The organism is Sorangium sp. So ce281 (genome assembly GCF_051527395.1).
GTDB lineage: Bacteria > Myxococcota_A > Polyangia > Polyangiales > Polyangiaceae > Sorangium > Sorangium cellulosum_B.
In genome coordinates this window covers 1,200,382-1,214,353 of record NZ_CP150322.1, presented here as the reverse complement: position 1 = coordinate 1,214,353, position 13,972 = coordinate 1,200,382, and the positions used below count along the sequence as shown (strand labels likewise).

The window sequence follows — 13,972 nt, the reverse complement described above, 5'->3', positions numbered from 1 at the left end:
GCGCTCCCTCCGCGGGCGCCCCCGCCGGCGCCGCGGGAGACCGCGCTCAGGAGGCCCCCCGCGCGGCGAAGATCGCGCGACAGCGCGCGTCGTCGAGCACGGGGCGCACGCCGCGGTTCGACGGGAAGAGCGCGTTGAGGCGCGCGGTGACCGCAGGATCGCCCGTGAAGACGTCGATCTGCCGCCCGACGACCTTGATGCCGCGATCCTCGGCGACGAAGCACCCGTCGTGTCGGCCCCCGCCCGGGAGCGGCAGCCCGACGAGCTCGGGCACGAAGAGGGGCGTGCCGAGCGGAATGACGCTCGAGTCGACCGCGACCGTGCGCAGCGGCGTGATCGGGCGCCCGGTCGCGCCGCGGCCATACGGGAACCGCCGCGGATCGAGCCGCTCGAAGCAGACCTGCTGGCCGGTGCGCGGGCAGACATCGGCGCACGCGCAGCCGCGTCGCGCAAAGCTTACCGTGTCACCCGAAGCGAGCCGGCCGCTGCCCTGGACGCAGACCTGGTCGTGGAACGCGCGCGGGACGCTCGCGAGCGTCCCGCAGGCAGCGTCGTAGAGGACCGCATCCTTCGGCCCTCCGCCCTCGCTCGGGAAGTCGTAGTAGGTGTTCCGGAACATCCCGGGCGCGAGCCCCGGCGCCGCTTGCGGCGCCGGCGTCGCGCGCGCGGGCCGGCCGTGCTCGCGCACGAGGATCACGGGGTCGTCCTGCGCCGAGGCCGCGCCCGCGGCGCCGCCCAGCTCGGCCTGCGCCTCGCCGGGCGCGCTGCCGACAGCGGCGCTGGCGCGCCGGTCGCGATCGCCGTCGTCCGGGGAGGGCTCGTGGAGCCAGCCGCCGCCTCCGCGCGCGATCTGCGGCTCGCTCGAGCCGTCGTGGACCCAGTCCGCGCCCCCCTTGGTCGCGCACCCCGCGGGGAGCGCGAGCAGGAACGCATGGATCCCGCCGAGGACGAGCGCTCGCGCGCGTGCCGCGCTCGTCAAAAGGCGCCTCCGAGCCGGGCGAGCTCCCGGATCGCCGCGGCGGCGACGTCGGCGCGCGCCCAGAACGCGGCGGGTGAGCCGGCGCTCTCGGGCGCGGCGCCGGCCGCGATCACCACGGGCGCGGTGTCGCCCGCGCCCGGCTGGCCAAGGCGGCTCGCGACGAGCCGCAGCGGCTCGACCACCAGCGCGAACGCGATGTCCGAGCCGAGCGGCGCCAGCGCGGTCTTCATGGACGGGATCTCGCCGAGGCGCTCTCCCTGGAGCGCGCCGACCACGCTGCGGAGCCCCGCGCCCGGATCGTTGCCGACGGACGCGAAGAGGCCGTCGTCGCGGACCAGGTAGAGCAGCTCGATCGACGACGGCGGCAGCGACGCTCCCTGCGCGGCGGGCCCGCCCTTTCCGCCCTGCGGCCCCTTGCGCGCCTGCGCCCCTCCCGCGCCGGCGGGCGCGCTCGCCCCGGCGGTCCGCTCGAACCGCACCCGCCGCACGTCGCCGTCGAGCAGCGGGAGCGCCGCCTTGGCCGTGGAGACCCGGAGCCCCTCGCGCTGCAGCGCGGCCTTGATCGGCGGGATCTCCGCGCTCCCGAGGAGATCCTGGATGGAGGCCTCGAGCTTGGCCCGGTCGCCCACGGCGGCGCGCACGAACGCCGTGGGACCCGCGCCGTCGAAGCGGAGCCCACCGGCGAACCAGTCGCCGCGCGCGTCCGACGCCGCGCGGATCGCGGCGCCGACCCGCTCCCGCTCCGCGGCCGGGAGGTCGCCCTCGACGAGCCCAGCGAGGGCGTCGACGAGCCTGGGCACGTCCTCGGCGCGCGTCGCGGCCCGATCGCGGACGAGGATCCCGACGAGCGAGTCGGCGGGCAGATCGAGCAGCGGCTTCACGTCGCCGACGGCGAGCTCGGCCGACGCCTTCGACGCCGGACCGCCCCCTGGCTTCGGCGTTCCGGAGACGCGCAGGTGCGCGTTCTCGTCCAGCACCAGCGTGAGGCGCGCTCGCTCGAGATCGCCGAGCATCGCGAGCGCGCTCTCGATCATCGGGCCGAGCGGCACCGCGGTGGCGCGCGGCGCGCCGTCGGGGCCGCGCGCCTTGTCCCAGGCGCTCCGCGCCGCCTTGAGCACCGGGCCCTCGAGCGCGGCCCTCGGGATCTCGACCGCGAGATCCTCCTTCGGCACCTGCGCCTGCGGCATCGTCCGCGCGACGTAGGGGCCCAGGGAGATCAGGTCGCCCGGCGTCTCCGCGACGAGCAGGTAGTTGCCGAGGACGCCGAGGGCCACCGGGCTCGCCCCCTGGAGCGGCTCGAGCAGCGCGATGGCGGTCGCCGCGTCGGGCTTCGCGCGGAAGCGCGCCCCCTCGCCTCGCGTGAGCTGGTCGATGAAGCGCCCCCCGTCCTTCACGTGGATGCCGAGCGCGGCCCGCGGGCGCGCCCCATCCGCGGCCTCCACGGCCGCGCCGAGCACCGGCACCCCGCCGTCGATCTCGGACGCGACGGTGATGGGCAGGCCGAGCAGCGACGCCGCGAGGGCGCCGGCGCTGCTCGGGAGGAGCGCCGCCGAGCCGCCGACGAGGGCGCGCGCCCTGGCCCACGTGGCGTCCGGCGTCGGGAGGAACGCCTCGGCGATGAGCCCCGCCGGCGCGGGCACGGGGCTCAGGGCCGCGGCGCCGGCGTCGGACGGCGCGCCAGGCGATTTGCAGCCCAGAGCGCCCGCGCTCAGGCCGAGGACGGTGGCCAGGAGCGCCGCAGCGCCGCGGCGCACGGCAGAGGTCGATCGCGCGATCACGACCCGAACGGTAGCGCCTTCCCGCTGCGATCGACCACGAACCTGCAAAATCACAGCGTGCGCGCCGGGCGACGCACGGGAGGTCCTCGCCGGGCGGCTCGTGCGCGGGGAGGCGACTCCCGGGCACGTCCCATCGACCGAGCGAGGAACCGCCGGGCCGCGGTGGCGGATGGCGAACGCCCTTGGCTGCAGCCGCGGGTGCACGCCCCGGCCGGACGGCGCGCGCAGCGTGGCAGCTGCCCCCATCACCCCTGCGCTCGTGCGAGGCGGCGTCAGCGGAAAGCTGCGGAGCAGGCGCACCGCTGCGGTAAGCTCCAGCCGATGCCTCGCCCCGGCTACGACAGCGTGGTGCTCATCACCGGCTTCCCCAAGTTCATCGCGCGGAAGATGCTGCAGCACATCCTCGCGTCGGAGCCGCGCACGCTCGTGGTTGCCGTCGTGCTCGCCAAGTCGTCGGCGCAGGCCAGCGCGGAGCGGGACGCGCTGCCGGCGGCGGACCGCGAGCGCCTCGTGCTGCTCGAGGGGGACGTCGCGGCGATGGATCTCGGGCTGTCGGGCGCCGAGTTCCGGCAGCTGGCCCGCGAGGTCGACCGGATCCATCACCTCGCGCACGTGGGCCACGCCGGGGCCGACCAGAGCACCGCCCACGCCGTGAACGTCGTCGGGACGGCCGAGGTGATCGAGCTCGCCCGCGCTTGCACCTCGCTCCAGTGCCTCGTCCATCAATCGACCGCGTTCGTCGCAGGGGACCGGACGGGGACGGTGTACGAGGACGATCTCGAGGCGGGCCAGGCGTTCCGCAACCCCGTCGAGGAGACGCGGATGCGCGCGGAGGTGCTCGTGCGGCGGGCGATGCGCCACGTGCCGGCGGCGGTCGTCCGGCCGACCACGGTGGTGGGCGACGCGACGACCGGGGAGATCGACCGGCTCGACGGCCTGTACCTCCTGGTGCTGCTCATCATGGCGGCGCCGGCCGACATGGCGATCCCGATGCCCGGCCGCGGCGACGTGCCGCTCAACATCGTCCCGATCGATCACGTCGTCCGCGCGTCCCACGCGATCGGCCTGAACCGCCTCGCGCTGGGTCGCACGCTCCACATCGCCGACCCGCACCCGCTGTCGGCGCGGCGGGTCTTCGATCTCATCGCGCGGGCGAGCGGCCGCCGCGCCGCGCGCGGTCACATCCCGTCGAACCTCGCCAAGGCGCTGCTCCGTACGCCCGGGATCGAGCGCTTCGTCCGCAGCCCGCGCGCGTTCGTCGAGCAGCTGATGACCCCGGTGCGCTACGACGCCCGGAACGCGGATCTCGTGCTCACGGCCGCGGGGATCGCGTGCCCGCCCTTCGAGTCGTACGTCGACGTGCTCGTCGGCGCCGTCCAGGAGCGCGTCCGCGAGCGGCGCGAGCGCCAGGAGATCGAGATCAGCGCGGACGCCGAGCCCGACATCGAGGATCCGCTGTCGTGAGGGGCGCAGCCCGCCCCGCAGCCCGCGCGCAGATCCCGGAGCGCCGCGCGGCGCCCTGCCGCGCCCCGCGGCGGCGAGCGCCGGCGCGGCCCCTCTCCGCCGCGTCGCGGCGCGCCCTCGCGGCGCTGCTCGCGGCGCCGCTCGCGGCCGCGGCGCTCGGCTGCAGCGCGACGCGCGAGCACGTCGCGCCGCCCGCGCCCGAGGTGGGATCCGCGCCGCCCGCGCCTTCGACCCCGCCGCGCCTCGCGGAGGCCCCCGCCCCGGAAACAGCCGCGCCGAGCCCCGCGGAGGCCGCGCCGGCGCGCCCGCCCGAGCTGGATCTGCTGCGCCCCGAGGACGGGGCTTACGCCCACTTCTTCGCGGCGCTCCGCGCGCTCGAGCAGGGTCGCCGCCGGGATCACGTGCGCATCGCCTGGCTCGGCGACTCGCACGCGGCGGCGGACTTCTGGAGCGGCGCGGTCCGCGCCGCGCTGCAGCGGCGCTTCGGCGACGGCGGGCTCGGCTTCGTGCACCTCGGCTATGCCGCCTACCGCCACAACGGCGCGCGGCTCACGGCCGACGGCAAGTGGCGGACCCGCCCGAAGTCTCCGGGCGGCTCCACGCCGGCGGACGACGGCGTCTTCGGGCTCGGGGGCATCCTCTTCGGCGCGCAGACGGCCCCGGTGCGCGCGGAGATCTCGCTCACCTCGGCGGCGCCTTCCGCGCGGCTGCTCTGGGACGTGTGCTTCCGCCCGAGCGCGCCGACCGACGAGGTCGCGGTGACGATCGAGGGCGGCCCGAGCGAGGTGCTCCGCGCGGCCGCGGGCGAGGCGCCCGGCGCGCTGCAGCACACGCGGCTGGCGAGCGTGGGCGCGGTGAAGCTCGGCGTCGCGCCGTCGGGCGGGGCCGAGCTCTGCGGGCTGGTCGTCGAGCGCGATCCGGAGGCCGGGGCCGGGGTGGTGCTCGACACGCTCGGCATCAACGGCGCACGCCTGGCGACGCCGCTCCGGTGGAGCGAGCTCGCCTGGGCCGCCGAGCTCGCGCGGCGCTCGCCGGAGCTCGTCGTGATCGAGTACGGCACGAACGAGGCGGGCGACGTCACCACGGATCCCTCCCTCTACGCGAAGCAGCTCGCCGAGCTGCTCGCCCGCGCCCGCAGGGTGGAGCCCGACGTCGACTGCCTGGTGCTCGCGCCGACGGACCGGAGGGACGCGCCGGAGCGCACGCCCGTCGTCCGAGACGTCCTGCGCGACGCCGCGCGGGAGGGCGGCTGCGCGTTCTGGGACACGTACCAGGCGATGGGCGGAAGGGGCTCGATCGAGGCCTGGTACCGCGAGCGCCCGCCGCGCGCGTCGCGTGACGGCGTCCACCTGACCTTCCGCGGCTACCAGGAGCTCGGCGTGAAGCTCTCGAACGACCTCCTGGAGCGCTATCGCCCCTGACGAGCGTCGCCGCCGCCGGGGTCGGTTCGACGCCGACGGCGGGCGGCCGGCCCGGTGGCCTTGGTCGTGCTTTCCGCTGTCGTTGCTCGATCGGCGTGAAGGCTTCTCACGCGCGATGGGCGAAGGGGGCACATGCTTCATGCCGGGGACGTTGCAGGAGGTCGCTTCCGGCTGATCCGGCAGATCGGCGCGGGTGGGATGTCGAGCGTGTGGTGGGCGCGCCATGAGCTCATCGGCCGGGACGTGGCGCTCAAGCTGTCCCCGGCGCTCCGGGACGAGCAGGTCGTCGGGCGCTTCATCCGGGAGGCGAAGATCATCGGCAAGTTCCAGCACCGGAACATCGTCGGCGTCGTCGACGCCGGCGAGCTCCAGGACGAGGGTTACCTGTTCCTGGCCCTGGAGCTCCTGCGGGGCTCGCCGTTCGCTGACCGCCTCCAGCCGAACCGGCCGCTGCCGCCCGAGGAGGTGGTGCCCGTCCTCATCGAGGTGTGCTGCGGGCTCTCGGCCGCCCACGCCGAGGGCGTCGTACACCGCGACATCAAGCCGGAGAACATCATGATGGCGACGGTCCCCGGCGAGGGGATCGTGCCGAAGATCGTCGACTTCGGCATCAGCCAGCTCACGGGCGCGGGCGACGCCATCACCATCGACGGGCAGCTGCTCGGGACGCCCTCGTACATGAGCCCGGAGCAGGCGCTCGGCAGGCGCACCATCGACGCGCGCGCCGATCTCTGGGCGGTCGGCGTCATGCTCTACGAGGCGCTCAGCGGCGCGCAGCCGTTCACGGGAGGCAACCACCACGCGGTCCTCCGGCGCATCCTCGAGACCGAGCCCGCGCCGCTGCCGAGCGCGATCCCGCCGCGCCTCCGGAAGATCGCCGGCCGGTGTCTCGAGAAGGACCCGGCGCGGCGCTACCCGGACGCGGCCTCGCTGCGCGCGGATCTCCAGGCCGCGCTCGACGATCTCGGCGCGAGCGCGCCCGCGCCGATCGTGATCCTCTCGCCGCCGGCCGCAGGCTCGCGGCCCGGGGAGGTGACGCGAGCCCGCGGCGCGCTCGCCGCGCCCCCGAGGCTCGCCGTTCGCGCCCTCGAGCGGCTCTGGACCCGGGCGCCGCGGGCGCCTCGGTGGCGGGAGGCGACGACGATCGGGCGCACGCAGGGCGCCGCCGCCACGCAGGGCGCCGCCGCCACGCAGGGCGCTGCCGCCACGCAGGGCGCGGCGCGCCGCGCGAGGACGATCCTGGCGATCCGGCTCGCGGGCGCCGCGGCGCTCGCGGCGGCGCTCAGCTCGGCCGCGCTGCGGGAGCAGGCGGACGCGGGGCCCGGAAGCGCGACGCGCGAGAGCCTCCGCCCCGTGCTGGCCACGGCCTTCGCCGACAGCGGCGCCGCCTGGCGGCGCGGCGCCAGCGCGCCCGAGGCGACGAGCAGCGGCGCGCCGCCTCGGAGCGCGGCGGGCCGCGGCGGCGCGCCGGGCTCGCCCGAGCGCGCCTCGCGGGACCCGGGCAGCGACGACGTCTCGCCGGCCTCCGAGGACAAGCCCCCGCGCGGGCAAGCGCCGCGCGGGCCGTCTCGACCCCGCATCACGAGCCCCGGGTTCTGATGACCAGCGCCGCACCGATCACCGCTCCTCGCCGACGCCGCTGGCGGCGCGCCGCTGCGCCCGGGCTCGTTTGCTGGGCGCTGCTCTCGCCCTCCTGGCTGCATGCGCAGGACGACAGCGCGACGCGCGCGCTGAGGCTCCAGTTCGCGCAGGGGCTGACGCTCGAGATCGCGGGGCGCTGGGCCGACGCGCTGGACAGGTTCGAGGCGATCGCCCGCCGGCGGCCGACGGCGAACGTGACGTACCACATCGGCCTCTGTCACGAGCGGCTCGGCCGGCTGCGCACGGCCGAGCGGACGTACCACAACGCGCGCGCAATCGCGGACGCGGACGCGCGGAAGGCGTCGCCGGGGGTGCTCGCCGAGATCGACGCGCGCCTCGAGGACCTCGCGGGACGGATGCCGAGGATCGTGCTGAACCTCGCCGGCGCGACCGACGGCGTGACCCTGCTGCTCGACGGCGAGGTGACGCAGCCGTCGCGGGCAATCCGGGTCGATCCGGGCCCTCACGTGGCCGTGGCGCTCCGGCACGGGATCCCCGTCGCCGCGAGCGCCTTCTCGAGCCACGAGCGCCGAACCAGGTTCGTGACGCTGACCGTTCACCCCGTCGCGCTCCGCGTGTCCAGCGTGTCCAGCGTGTCCAGCCCCTGAGCTCGCCGAGCCCGCGCCCCGCACCGAGCTCCCCACACCCCGGCACCAGTGTGTGAGCGGAGGGGGCCCGCGCCCCTCGCTCCGGACATGAGCGCGCAGCGGTGGCGCGCCTTCGCGGAGCGCCCTCGCCGCGCGGCCCTGCGGCTCGTCGCGGGCGTGTGCCCGGCCGCACGCGCAGCGCCCACACGCCGGCGAGATCGCGCGAGCACGCGGCATTTCGCCGCACGCGCGGCGCTGGCCCGACCGTCCAGCGCACGCTTGGATCCCATGCGAGGCCCACCTGACAGGACGCTCCGGACAGGCCCAAACTCGCCGAGTCATCGGCCGTGAACGCTGGATCCAGCTTCTGACGTCCTGATAGCATGCGAATCCCATGGCGCTCGACAGGCCGCCCGGTGCGGGCTCTGCTTCGCGACTCGGCAACTATGAGCTGCTGAGAGAGCTCTCCGGCGGCGGCATCGGCTCCACGTGGCTGGCGCGGGCGTCCACCGACGAGGGCGAGGCGAAGAGCGCGCCGCCCGTCACGATCCTGCGCATCTACCGGCACCTCACGAAGAGGGCCGAGACCGCCGACAGCATCCTCCGCGAAGCCGGGATGGCGCAGCAGGTCCGCTTCCCCAACGTGCTCTCGGTGCTCGACGCCCGCATCGCGGACGGCGAGGTCTTCATCGTCTCGGAGTACGTGGAGGGCGAGCCGCTGGGCGCGCTGGTGTCGGCGGCCGGCGCCGAGGGGCTGCCGCCGCCGGTGTCCCTCCGGATCGCGATCGACGCGCTGCGCGCGCTCGCGTCCGCGCACACGGCGCAGCCGGCGCCGCTCGTTCACGGCGAGCTGAACCCGACCCACGTCTCCGTCGGCATCGACGGCGTCACCCGGGTCGGCGGGCTGGGCGTCGCGCGGGCCATCGCCGGGCTCGCGCCCATGGGGACGAGGAACCCCGATCGGCTGGCCTATGCCGCGCCCGAGCGGGTCAAGGCGATGGCAGCGCACGCGGAAGCCCCGCTCGATCCGCGCGCGGATCTCTTCTCGGTCGGCGTGGTGCTCTGGGAGCTGCTCGCGCGGCAGCGGCTGTTCTCGTCGAAGCTGGAGGCCGCGGTCATCCAGAAGGTGCAGTCGGCGCCGATCCCGCAGCTCGCGGGGCTCGCCGGGGGCGCCGTCCCGGCCGAGGTCGTCGAGGTCGTCCAGACGGCGCTCGAGCGCGATCCGACGCGCCGCTTCGAGAGCGCCTCGGCGATGCTCGCGGCGCTGGAGGCCGCGGGAGCAGGGCGGATCGCCGGGGATGAGGACGTGGCCGCGGCGGTGAGCAGGGTGGCCGGCAAAACGATCGAGCCGCGCAGGACGATGATCGCGGCGGCCATGGCGAGCCCCGCTCGCGCGGACGAGCCGCGGCCGCCGCCGCGCGCACGAGGGATGACGCTGGTGGGTGTGGCGGGCCCCGCGGCCGACGGCGCGCTCTCCCCCCGCGGCGACGGCCCGCGTCAGGCGATCACCGCGCCGTCGCCGCGCGCGCGCGCGGCGACGCCTGGCGCGCCGCCGGTGGCCGCGGGCGGCGCGCTCGCCGCGAGCCAGGCTCGCCCGACGAGCGGCGCGACGGCGACGAAGGACGCCGCCGCGCCGAAGAACGGCCTGGCGGCCAAGCCAGCGGTCGGCGCAGGCGCGTCGAACGGCGCGGGACCTGCGGGCACCGATGCGGCGCACGCCAGCGTCGACACCGGGTGGGGCTCGGCGGACGAGGTCCCCGCCCGCGACCTGCCCGGGCCGCGGCGTCCCGCACAGACCCTTCCGCGGATCGAGCCGTCGGGCCAGGGGACGGAGGACCGCGCCGCCGCCGGGGCGAGCACCGAGCGCGCCGCAGCGACGGGGGCGGCCACGGCGAAGGAGCAGCCGCCCGCGCGGCCCGCCGCGCCGCGCCCGGGCGATCTGGGCGCCCCCGTCGTGGCGACGCGGGCGACGCCGACACCGGCCGAAGGGACGGCGCCGAAGCCGCGGACGCCTGCCCCGGGAGGGCCATCCCCGAGGCCGCCTCGCCCGCCGCCGCCGGCTCGCGCGGCGTCGCCGGCGCAGCCCGAGACGCACGGCAAGGCCGCCGCTGCAGCGCCCGCCGTGCCAGCGCACACGCCGAGCCCTCCGACGCCTCGGGTCCCTGTGCCGCCGCCGGCCGCTGCGACGCGCCGCACGCCCGTGGTGCCCGCCGTGACGCCGGCGCCACGCGCGGCCGCCACGCCCGCGCCGCCGCTGGCGACGGCCACGAGCCGCGCGCCGGTGACACCGTCGGCGCCCCTCCCGCCCGCTGCGCCCGCGCCGGCCGCGTCTTCTCAGCCGCTGCCCCCCGTCGCGCCCGCGTCGGCCACCGCGCCTGCCATTCCTGTCGCAGCGAAGACCCCGCCGCCCCCGCCGGCGGCGGCCGCGCCTCCGGGCGGGGCGCCCGCGGTGGCTGCGACGCAGGAGGGCGCGCGCGGCAACGGTCCGGCATCGACCTCCAGCAGGACGGTCGCCACGCCGACCGGGATGCAGGGCCCGAACAAGCTCTGGGGTCGCGCGGCGTCGGCCGTGGACCAGCTGGGCCCGGGGAGCACCCTCGGCCGCTACGAGATCCTCATGCCGGTCGCCAAGGGCGGCATGGCGGCCGTCTGGGCCGCGCGCCTCCAGGGCACCCGCGGCTTCAAGAAGATCGTCGCCATCAAGACGATGCTGCCCGACGTCTCCGACGACCCCGACTTCGAGTCGATGTTCCTCGACGAGGCGCGGGTCGCGGCGCGGATCCGGCACCCCAACGTGGTCGAGATCCTCGACCTCGGCGAGGAGGACGACGTCCTCTACATCGTGATGGAGTGGGTCGACGGCGAGACGGCCGGCACGCTGCAGAAGGCCGCGAAGCGGCTCGGGGGCATCCCGCAGCGGATCGTGCTCCGCATCGCCTCGCAGATCTGCGCCGGGCTCCACAACGCGCACGAGCTCCGCGACGACAGCGGCGTGCTGCTCGACCTCGTCCACCGGGACATCTCGCCGGCGAACGTGCTCATCTCGACCGCCGGGTTCGTGAAGATCGTCGACTTCGGCGTGGCGAAGTCGAAGGGGCGCCTGCACGTCACGCGCGCTGGCGGCATCGTCAAGGGGAAGACGCCGTACCTCTCGCCGGAGCAGCTCGGCGGCCTCCCCATCGATCGCCGGAGCGACATCTTCTCGCTCGGCGCGCTGCTGTACGTGCTCACGACGGGGCTGCACCCCTTCCGCGCCGAGACCGAGCTCGCGACCATCGAGAACATCACCATCAAGAACCCGCTCCCCCCGCGCGACCTGAACGGAGCGATCCACCCCGAGCTCGACAGGATCATCCTCAAGGCGCTCGAGAAGGACCCCGAGAGCCGCTTCTCGACGTGCGCGGAGATGCAGCGGGCCATCGACCAGGTCGCGTCGACGCTCGGCGAACCCACGACCGACGAGGACGTGGCGGCCTTCGTGCGGCAGGCGATCGGCGAGATCCAGGAGAAGCGCGCACAGGAGCTCCGCGACGCGATCGCGGCCGTCGACGCAGGCGCGGCCGTGAACTCGGAGCGCCGGCCCGGGGCCTCTCTGGAGGGCCACGCTGCGCTGGCCGACCTCGGCGCGGGCTCGCGCGAGGGCGGTCCCGCCGCCGCCGCGGGCTCTCCCCCTGCGGCAGCGGCGCCAGCCGGCGCCGGCCAGGCGTCCAGCAGAGGGCCTGCATCACCGACCGCGGAGAAGGACGAGGAGCCGCCGGTCAGCCTGGAGCCGATCTCGTTCGAAGAGATCGCCGTGCCGGCGCAGCCTGCCGGCGTGCCGCCGCGGCTCATCATCGCGCCCGCCCTGCAGGCCGACGTCGCGCCCGGCGAGCCGGCCGAGCCGGTGAGCCCGCGGCCCGCCGCCCGGGAGGGCAAGCCGCTCGGCCCGTCCGCCAAGCGGATCCTCCCGGCGGCCGGCGTGCCCGCCACGAAGGTGCTCGCGGCGGCGGATCCGCCCGCGTCCCGGGCCGCAGCGCTCAGCGAACGCCTCGCGAGGGGCGGCTCGCGGAGCCTCGCCAACGACGCCGGCGAGGTCACGGCGGTCGACCGATCGTTCGAGACCGGGGAGCGGCGCAAGCGGCTCCAGCTGATCGTGGCCGGCGCGGCGATGTTCTGTGTGGCGCTCGGGGCCGTCGCGCTGGTCGTGCGCGGCGGCGACGAGCGCTCGCGTCCCGAGATCGGCAAGGCGCGCGTCGATGCGTTGCCCGCGGCCGTGGCGGCCGACACCACCGCCACCGCCGCTCCGGCGGAGGCCGTCCCGGCTGCGCCCATTCCGCCGGCGGAGCCTCAGGCGGCGGAGCCGGCGTCGCCGCCCGCTCCCGAGGCCTCGGCGACGCCTCCCGAGGCCTCGGCGACGCCTCCCGAGGCCTCGGCGACGCCTCCCGAGGCGGCGCCGGCGCCTTCCCAGGCGGCCAAGGCGCCCGCGGCAGCGACGGCGCAGCCCGTCGCCGCGCCGCAGGCGTCGCCCCCACCGTCGACCACGCGCCCCCGGACGACGGCCACGCCGGCGAAGCCTGCGCCCAAGCCAGCAACGACCGGCAAACCCACCCCCAAGAAGAAGTACAACCCATCGGGTATCTGAACACCGTGCGATCTCGACCCTGGCTCCGTGCGCTGCTCTTCGGTGCGGCATCTTGCCTGTGCTTGTGCACGCTCCCCGGGCCCGCAGCCGGCGCGGACGGCGCCGCGGCGACGCCCGCGCCGGACGCGGTGGAGAAGGCGCAGAACCACTTCAAGAAGGGCGCCGCCCTCTACGAGAGCAAGCGCTACGCGCTTGCGCTGGAGCAGTTCCGGGCCTCGTACGCCACCGTGCCGAGCCCGAACTCCCGCCTCTACATCGCGCGCTGCCTCGCGGATCTGGGCGATCACATCGAGGCGTACCTCGAGTTCGATCAGGTCGCGGCGGAGGCCGCGTCCCGGGCGAAGGACGAGCCGCGCTATGCCCAGACGGAGCAGACGGCGCAGCTGGAGCGCGACGAGCTCGCGCGCAAGATCGCCCTCGTCACGGTCACGGTCGCGCACCCGGACGCGGCGACCTCGCTCGCGGTGGCCGGCAAGGACGTCCCGCGCGAGCGGTGGGGCAAGCCGTTCCCGGTCAAGCCCGGCAAGACCGAGATCGTCCTGCGCACCAAGCTCACCTCGACGCCGCAGACCGTCGATCTCTCGGCGGGCGAAGCGAAGACCGTCGCGCTCGACGCCGAGCCGAGCGGCCCGACCGAGGCCGGCTCCGGCGCTCCGGCGCTCCTCGACGAGGGCCCGAGCCCGCCTTTCTCGGAAGCGCCCTCGCCGCGTGCGTACCTGCGGCCTTACGCCTACGCCGCTGGCGGCGTGGGGGTTGCGGGGCTCGCGATGTTCACCGTCGCCGGGCTGATGGCGAACAGCACCTACAGCGATCTCACCGAGACCTGCGGGGGCCCCTGCCCCGCCGATCGCCAGGACGACATCGACGCCGGCAAGACCCAGAAGACGGTCGCGAACATCGGCGTCGTGGTCGGCGCGCTCGGGCTCGTCACGGGCACGACCCTGCTCATCCTGAGCTTCACCGGAGGCGGCGCCGGCGGCTCGCAGAGCGCCACGGCTTCGACGCAGCTGCTCGTCGGCCCCGGTTTCACCGGTCTACGCAGCACCTTCTAGGCGCGCGGCGACGGAGACGCCCGTGCTGGCGGCGCTCAGGCCGTAGCTGCGCAAAAAGGAACGGGCAGGGCCGCTGCTGCGACCCTGCCCGCTTCATGTCGATGCGCTCGCGGTTGACGCGGAGCGATCAGCGACCGCCCGGGCCGCCCTTGCCGACCTTGGACTTCTTGTCCCCGGAGTGGCCGTGGAACGTGCGCGTCGGGGCGAACTCACCCAGCTTGTGGCCGACCATGTTCTCCGTCACGAACACGGGAACGAACTTCCTCCCGTTGTGCACGGCGAAGGTCAGGCCGACCGACTCCGGCAGGATCGTCGAGCGGCGCGACCACGTCTTGATCACCTTCTTGGCATTGGTCGCCTGGGCCGCCTGGATCTTCTCCAGCAGGTGACCGTCAATGAAGGGCCCTTTCTTGATGCTCCTCGGCATGA

Annotated in this window: 9 protein-coding genes; 6 read left to right on the top strand and 3 right to left on the bottom strand. The window is 76.0% G+C overall.

From position 1 onward, the window contains the following. Positions 1-46: 46 nt before the first annotated feature. A complete protein-coding gene (locus WMF27_RS04510) occupies positions 47-979 on the bottom strand; it encodes a 3D domain-containing protein (RefSeq protein WP_437761487.1) in 933 nt (310 codons plus the stop codon). Continuing rightward, positions 976-2,757, bottom strand: a complete 1,782-nt coding sequence (locus tag WMF27_RS04505; RefSeq protein WP_437761488.1) for a hypothetical protein — start codon at positions 2,755-2,757, stop codon at positions 976-978. The genes WMF27_RS04510 and WMF27_RS04505 overlap by 4 nt, the downstream gene beginning before the upstream one ends. 321 nt (positions 2,758-3,078) lie before the next feature. Here WMF27_RS04505 and WMF27_RS04500 point away from each other — a divergent pair, with 321 nt between their 5' ends. The 6 genes from WMF27_RS04500 (at position 3,079) to WMF27_RS04475 (ending at position 13,543) form a co-directional block, all read left to right on the top strand. After that, entirely contained in the window at positions 3,079-4,221 is a 1,143-nt protein-coding gene (locus WMF27_RS04500) for an SDR family oxidoreductase (protein WP_437761489.1), read from the top strand. After that, positions 4,218-5,642: a GDSL-type esterase/lipase family protein gene (locus WMF27_RS04495; RefSeq protein ID WP_437761490.1), complete on the top strand. Its 1,425-nt coding sequence runs from the start codon at positions 4,218-4,220 to the stop codon at positions 5,640-5,642. The genes WMF27_RS04500 and WMF27_RS04495 overlap by 4 nt, the downstream gene beginning before the upstream one ends. Before the next feature lie 132 nt (positions 5,643-5,774). Further along, the gene (locus WMF27_RS04490; protein WP_437761491.1) at positions 5,775-7,241 is read left to right on the top strand and encodes a protein kinase domain-containing protein; all 1,467 of its coding nucleotides are present in this window, start codon (positions 5,775-5,777) and stop codon (positions 7,239-7,241) included. Next, positions 7,241-7,891 carry a tetratricopeptide repeat protein gene (locus WMF27_RS04485; protein ID WP_437943866.1) on the top strand — a complete coding sequence of 217 codons (651 nt, stop codon included), beginning with the start codon at positions 7,241-7,243 and terminating at the stop codon, positions 7,889-7,891. Before WMF27_RS04490 ends, WMF27_RS04485 begins: the two co-directional genes overlap by 1 nt. A 373-nt stretch (positions 7,892-8,264) precedes the next feature. Continuing rightward, positions 8,265-12,491: a protein kinase domain-containing protein gene (locus WMF27_RS04480; RefSeq protein ID WP_437761493.1), complete on the top strand. Its 4,227-nt coding sequence runs from the start codon at positions 8,265-8,267 to the stop codon at positions 12,489-12,491. A 5-nt stretch (positions 12,492-12,496) separates the two neighbouring features. Next, entirely contained in the window at positions 12,497-13,543 is a 1,047-nt protein-coding gene (locus WMF27_RS04475) for a tetratricopeptide repeat protein (RefSeq protein ID WP_437761494.1), read from the top strand. A 127-nt stretch (positions 13,544-13,670) separates the two neighbouring features. Here WMF27_RS04475 and rpsS read toward each other — a convergent pair whose 3' ends face one another. Next, positions 13,671-13,970 carry a 30S ribosomal protein S19 gene (gene rpsS / locus WMF27_RS04470; protein ID WP_437761495.1) on the bottom strand — a complete coding sequence of 100 codons (300 nt, stop codon included), beginning with the start codon at positions 13,968-13,970 and terminating at the stop codon, positions 13,671-13,673. Between the last annotated feature and the right edge of the window lie 2 nt (positions 13,971-13,972).

Coding starts and splice junctions, on each gene's coding strand:
- WMF27_RS04485 (WP_437943866.1), top strand. CDS start 7,241: ATGACCAGCGCCGCACCGATCACCGCTCCTCGCCGACGCCGCTGGCGG.
- rpsS (WP_437761495.1), bottom strand. CDS start 13,970: ATGCCGAGGAGCATCAAGAAAGGGCCCTTCATTGACGGTCACCTGCTG.
- WMF27_RS04500 (WP_437761489.1), top strand. CDS start 3,079: ATGCCTCGCCCCGGCTACGACAGCGTGGTGCTCATCACCGGCTTCCCC.
- WMF27_RS04490 (WP_437761491.1), top strand. CDS start 5,775: ATGCTTCATGCCGGGGACGTTGCAGGAGGTCGCTTCCGGCTGATCCGG.
- WMF27_RS04480 (WP_437761493.1), top strand. CDS start 8,265: ATGGCGCTCGACAGGCCGCCCGGTGCGGGCTCTGCTTCGCGACTCGGC.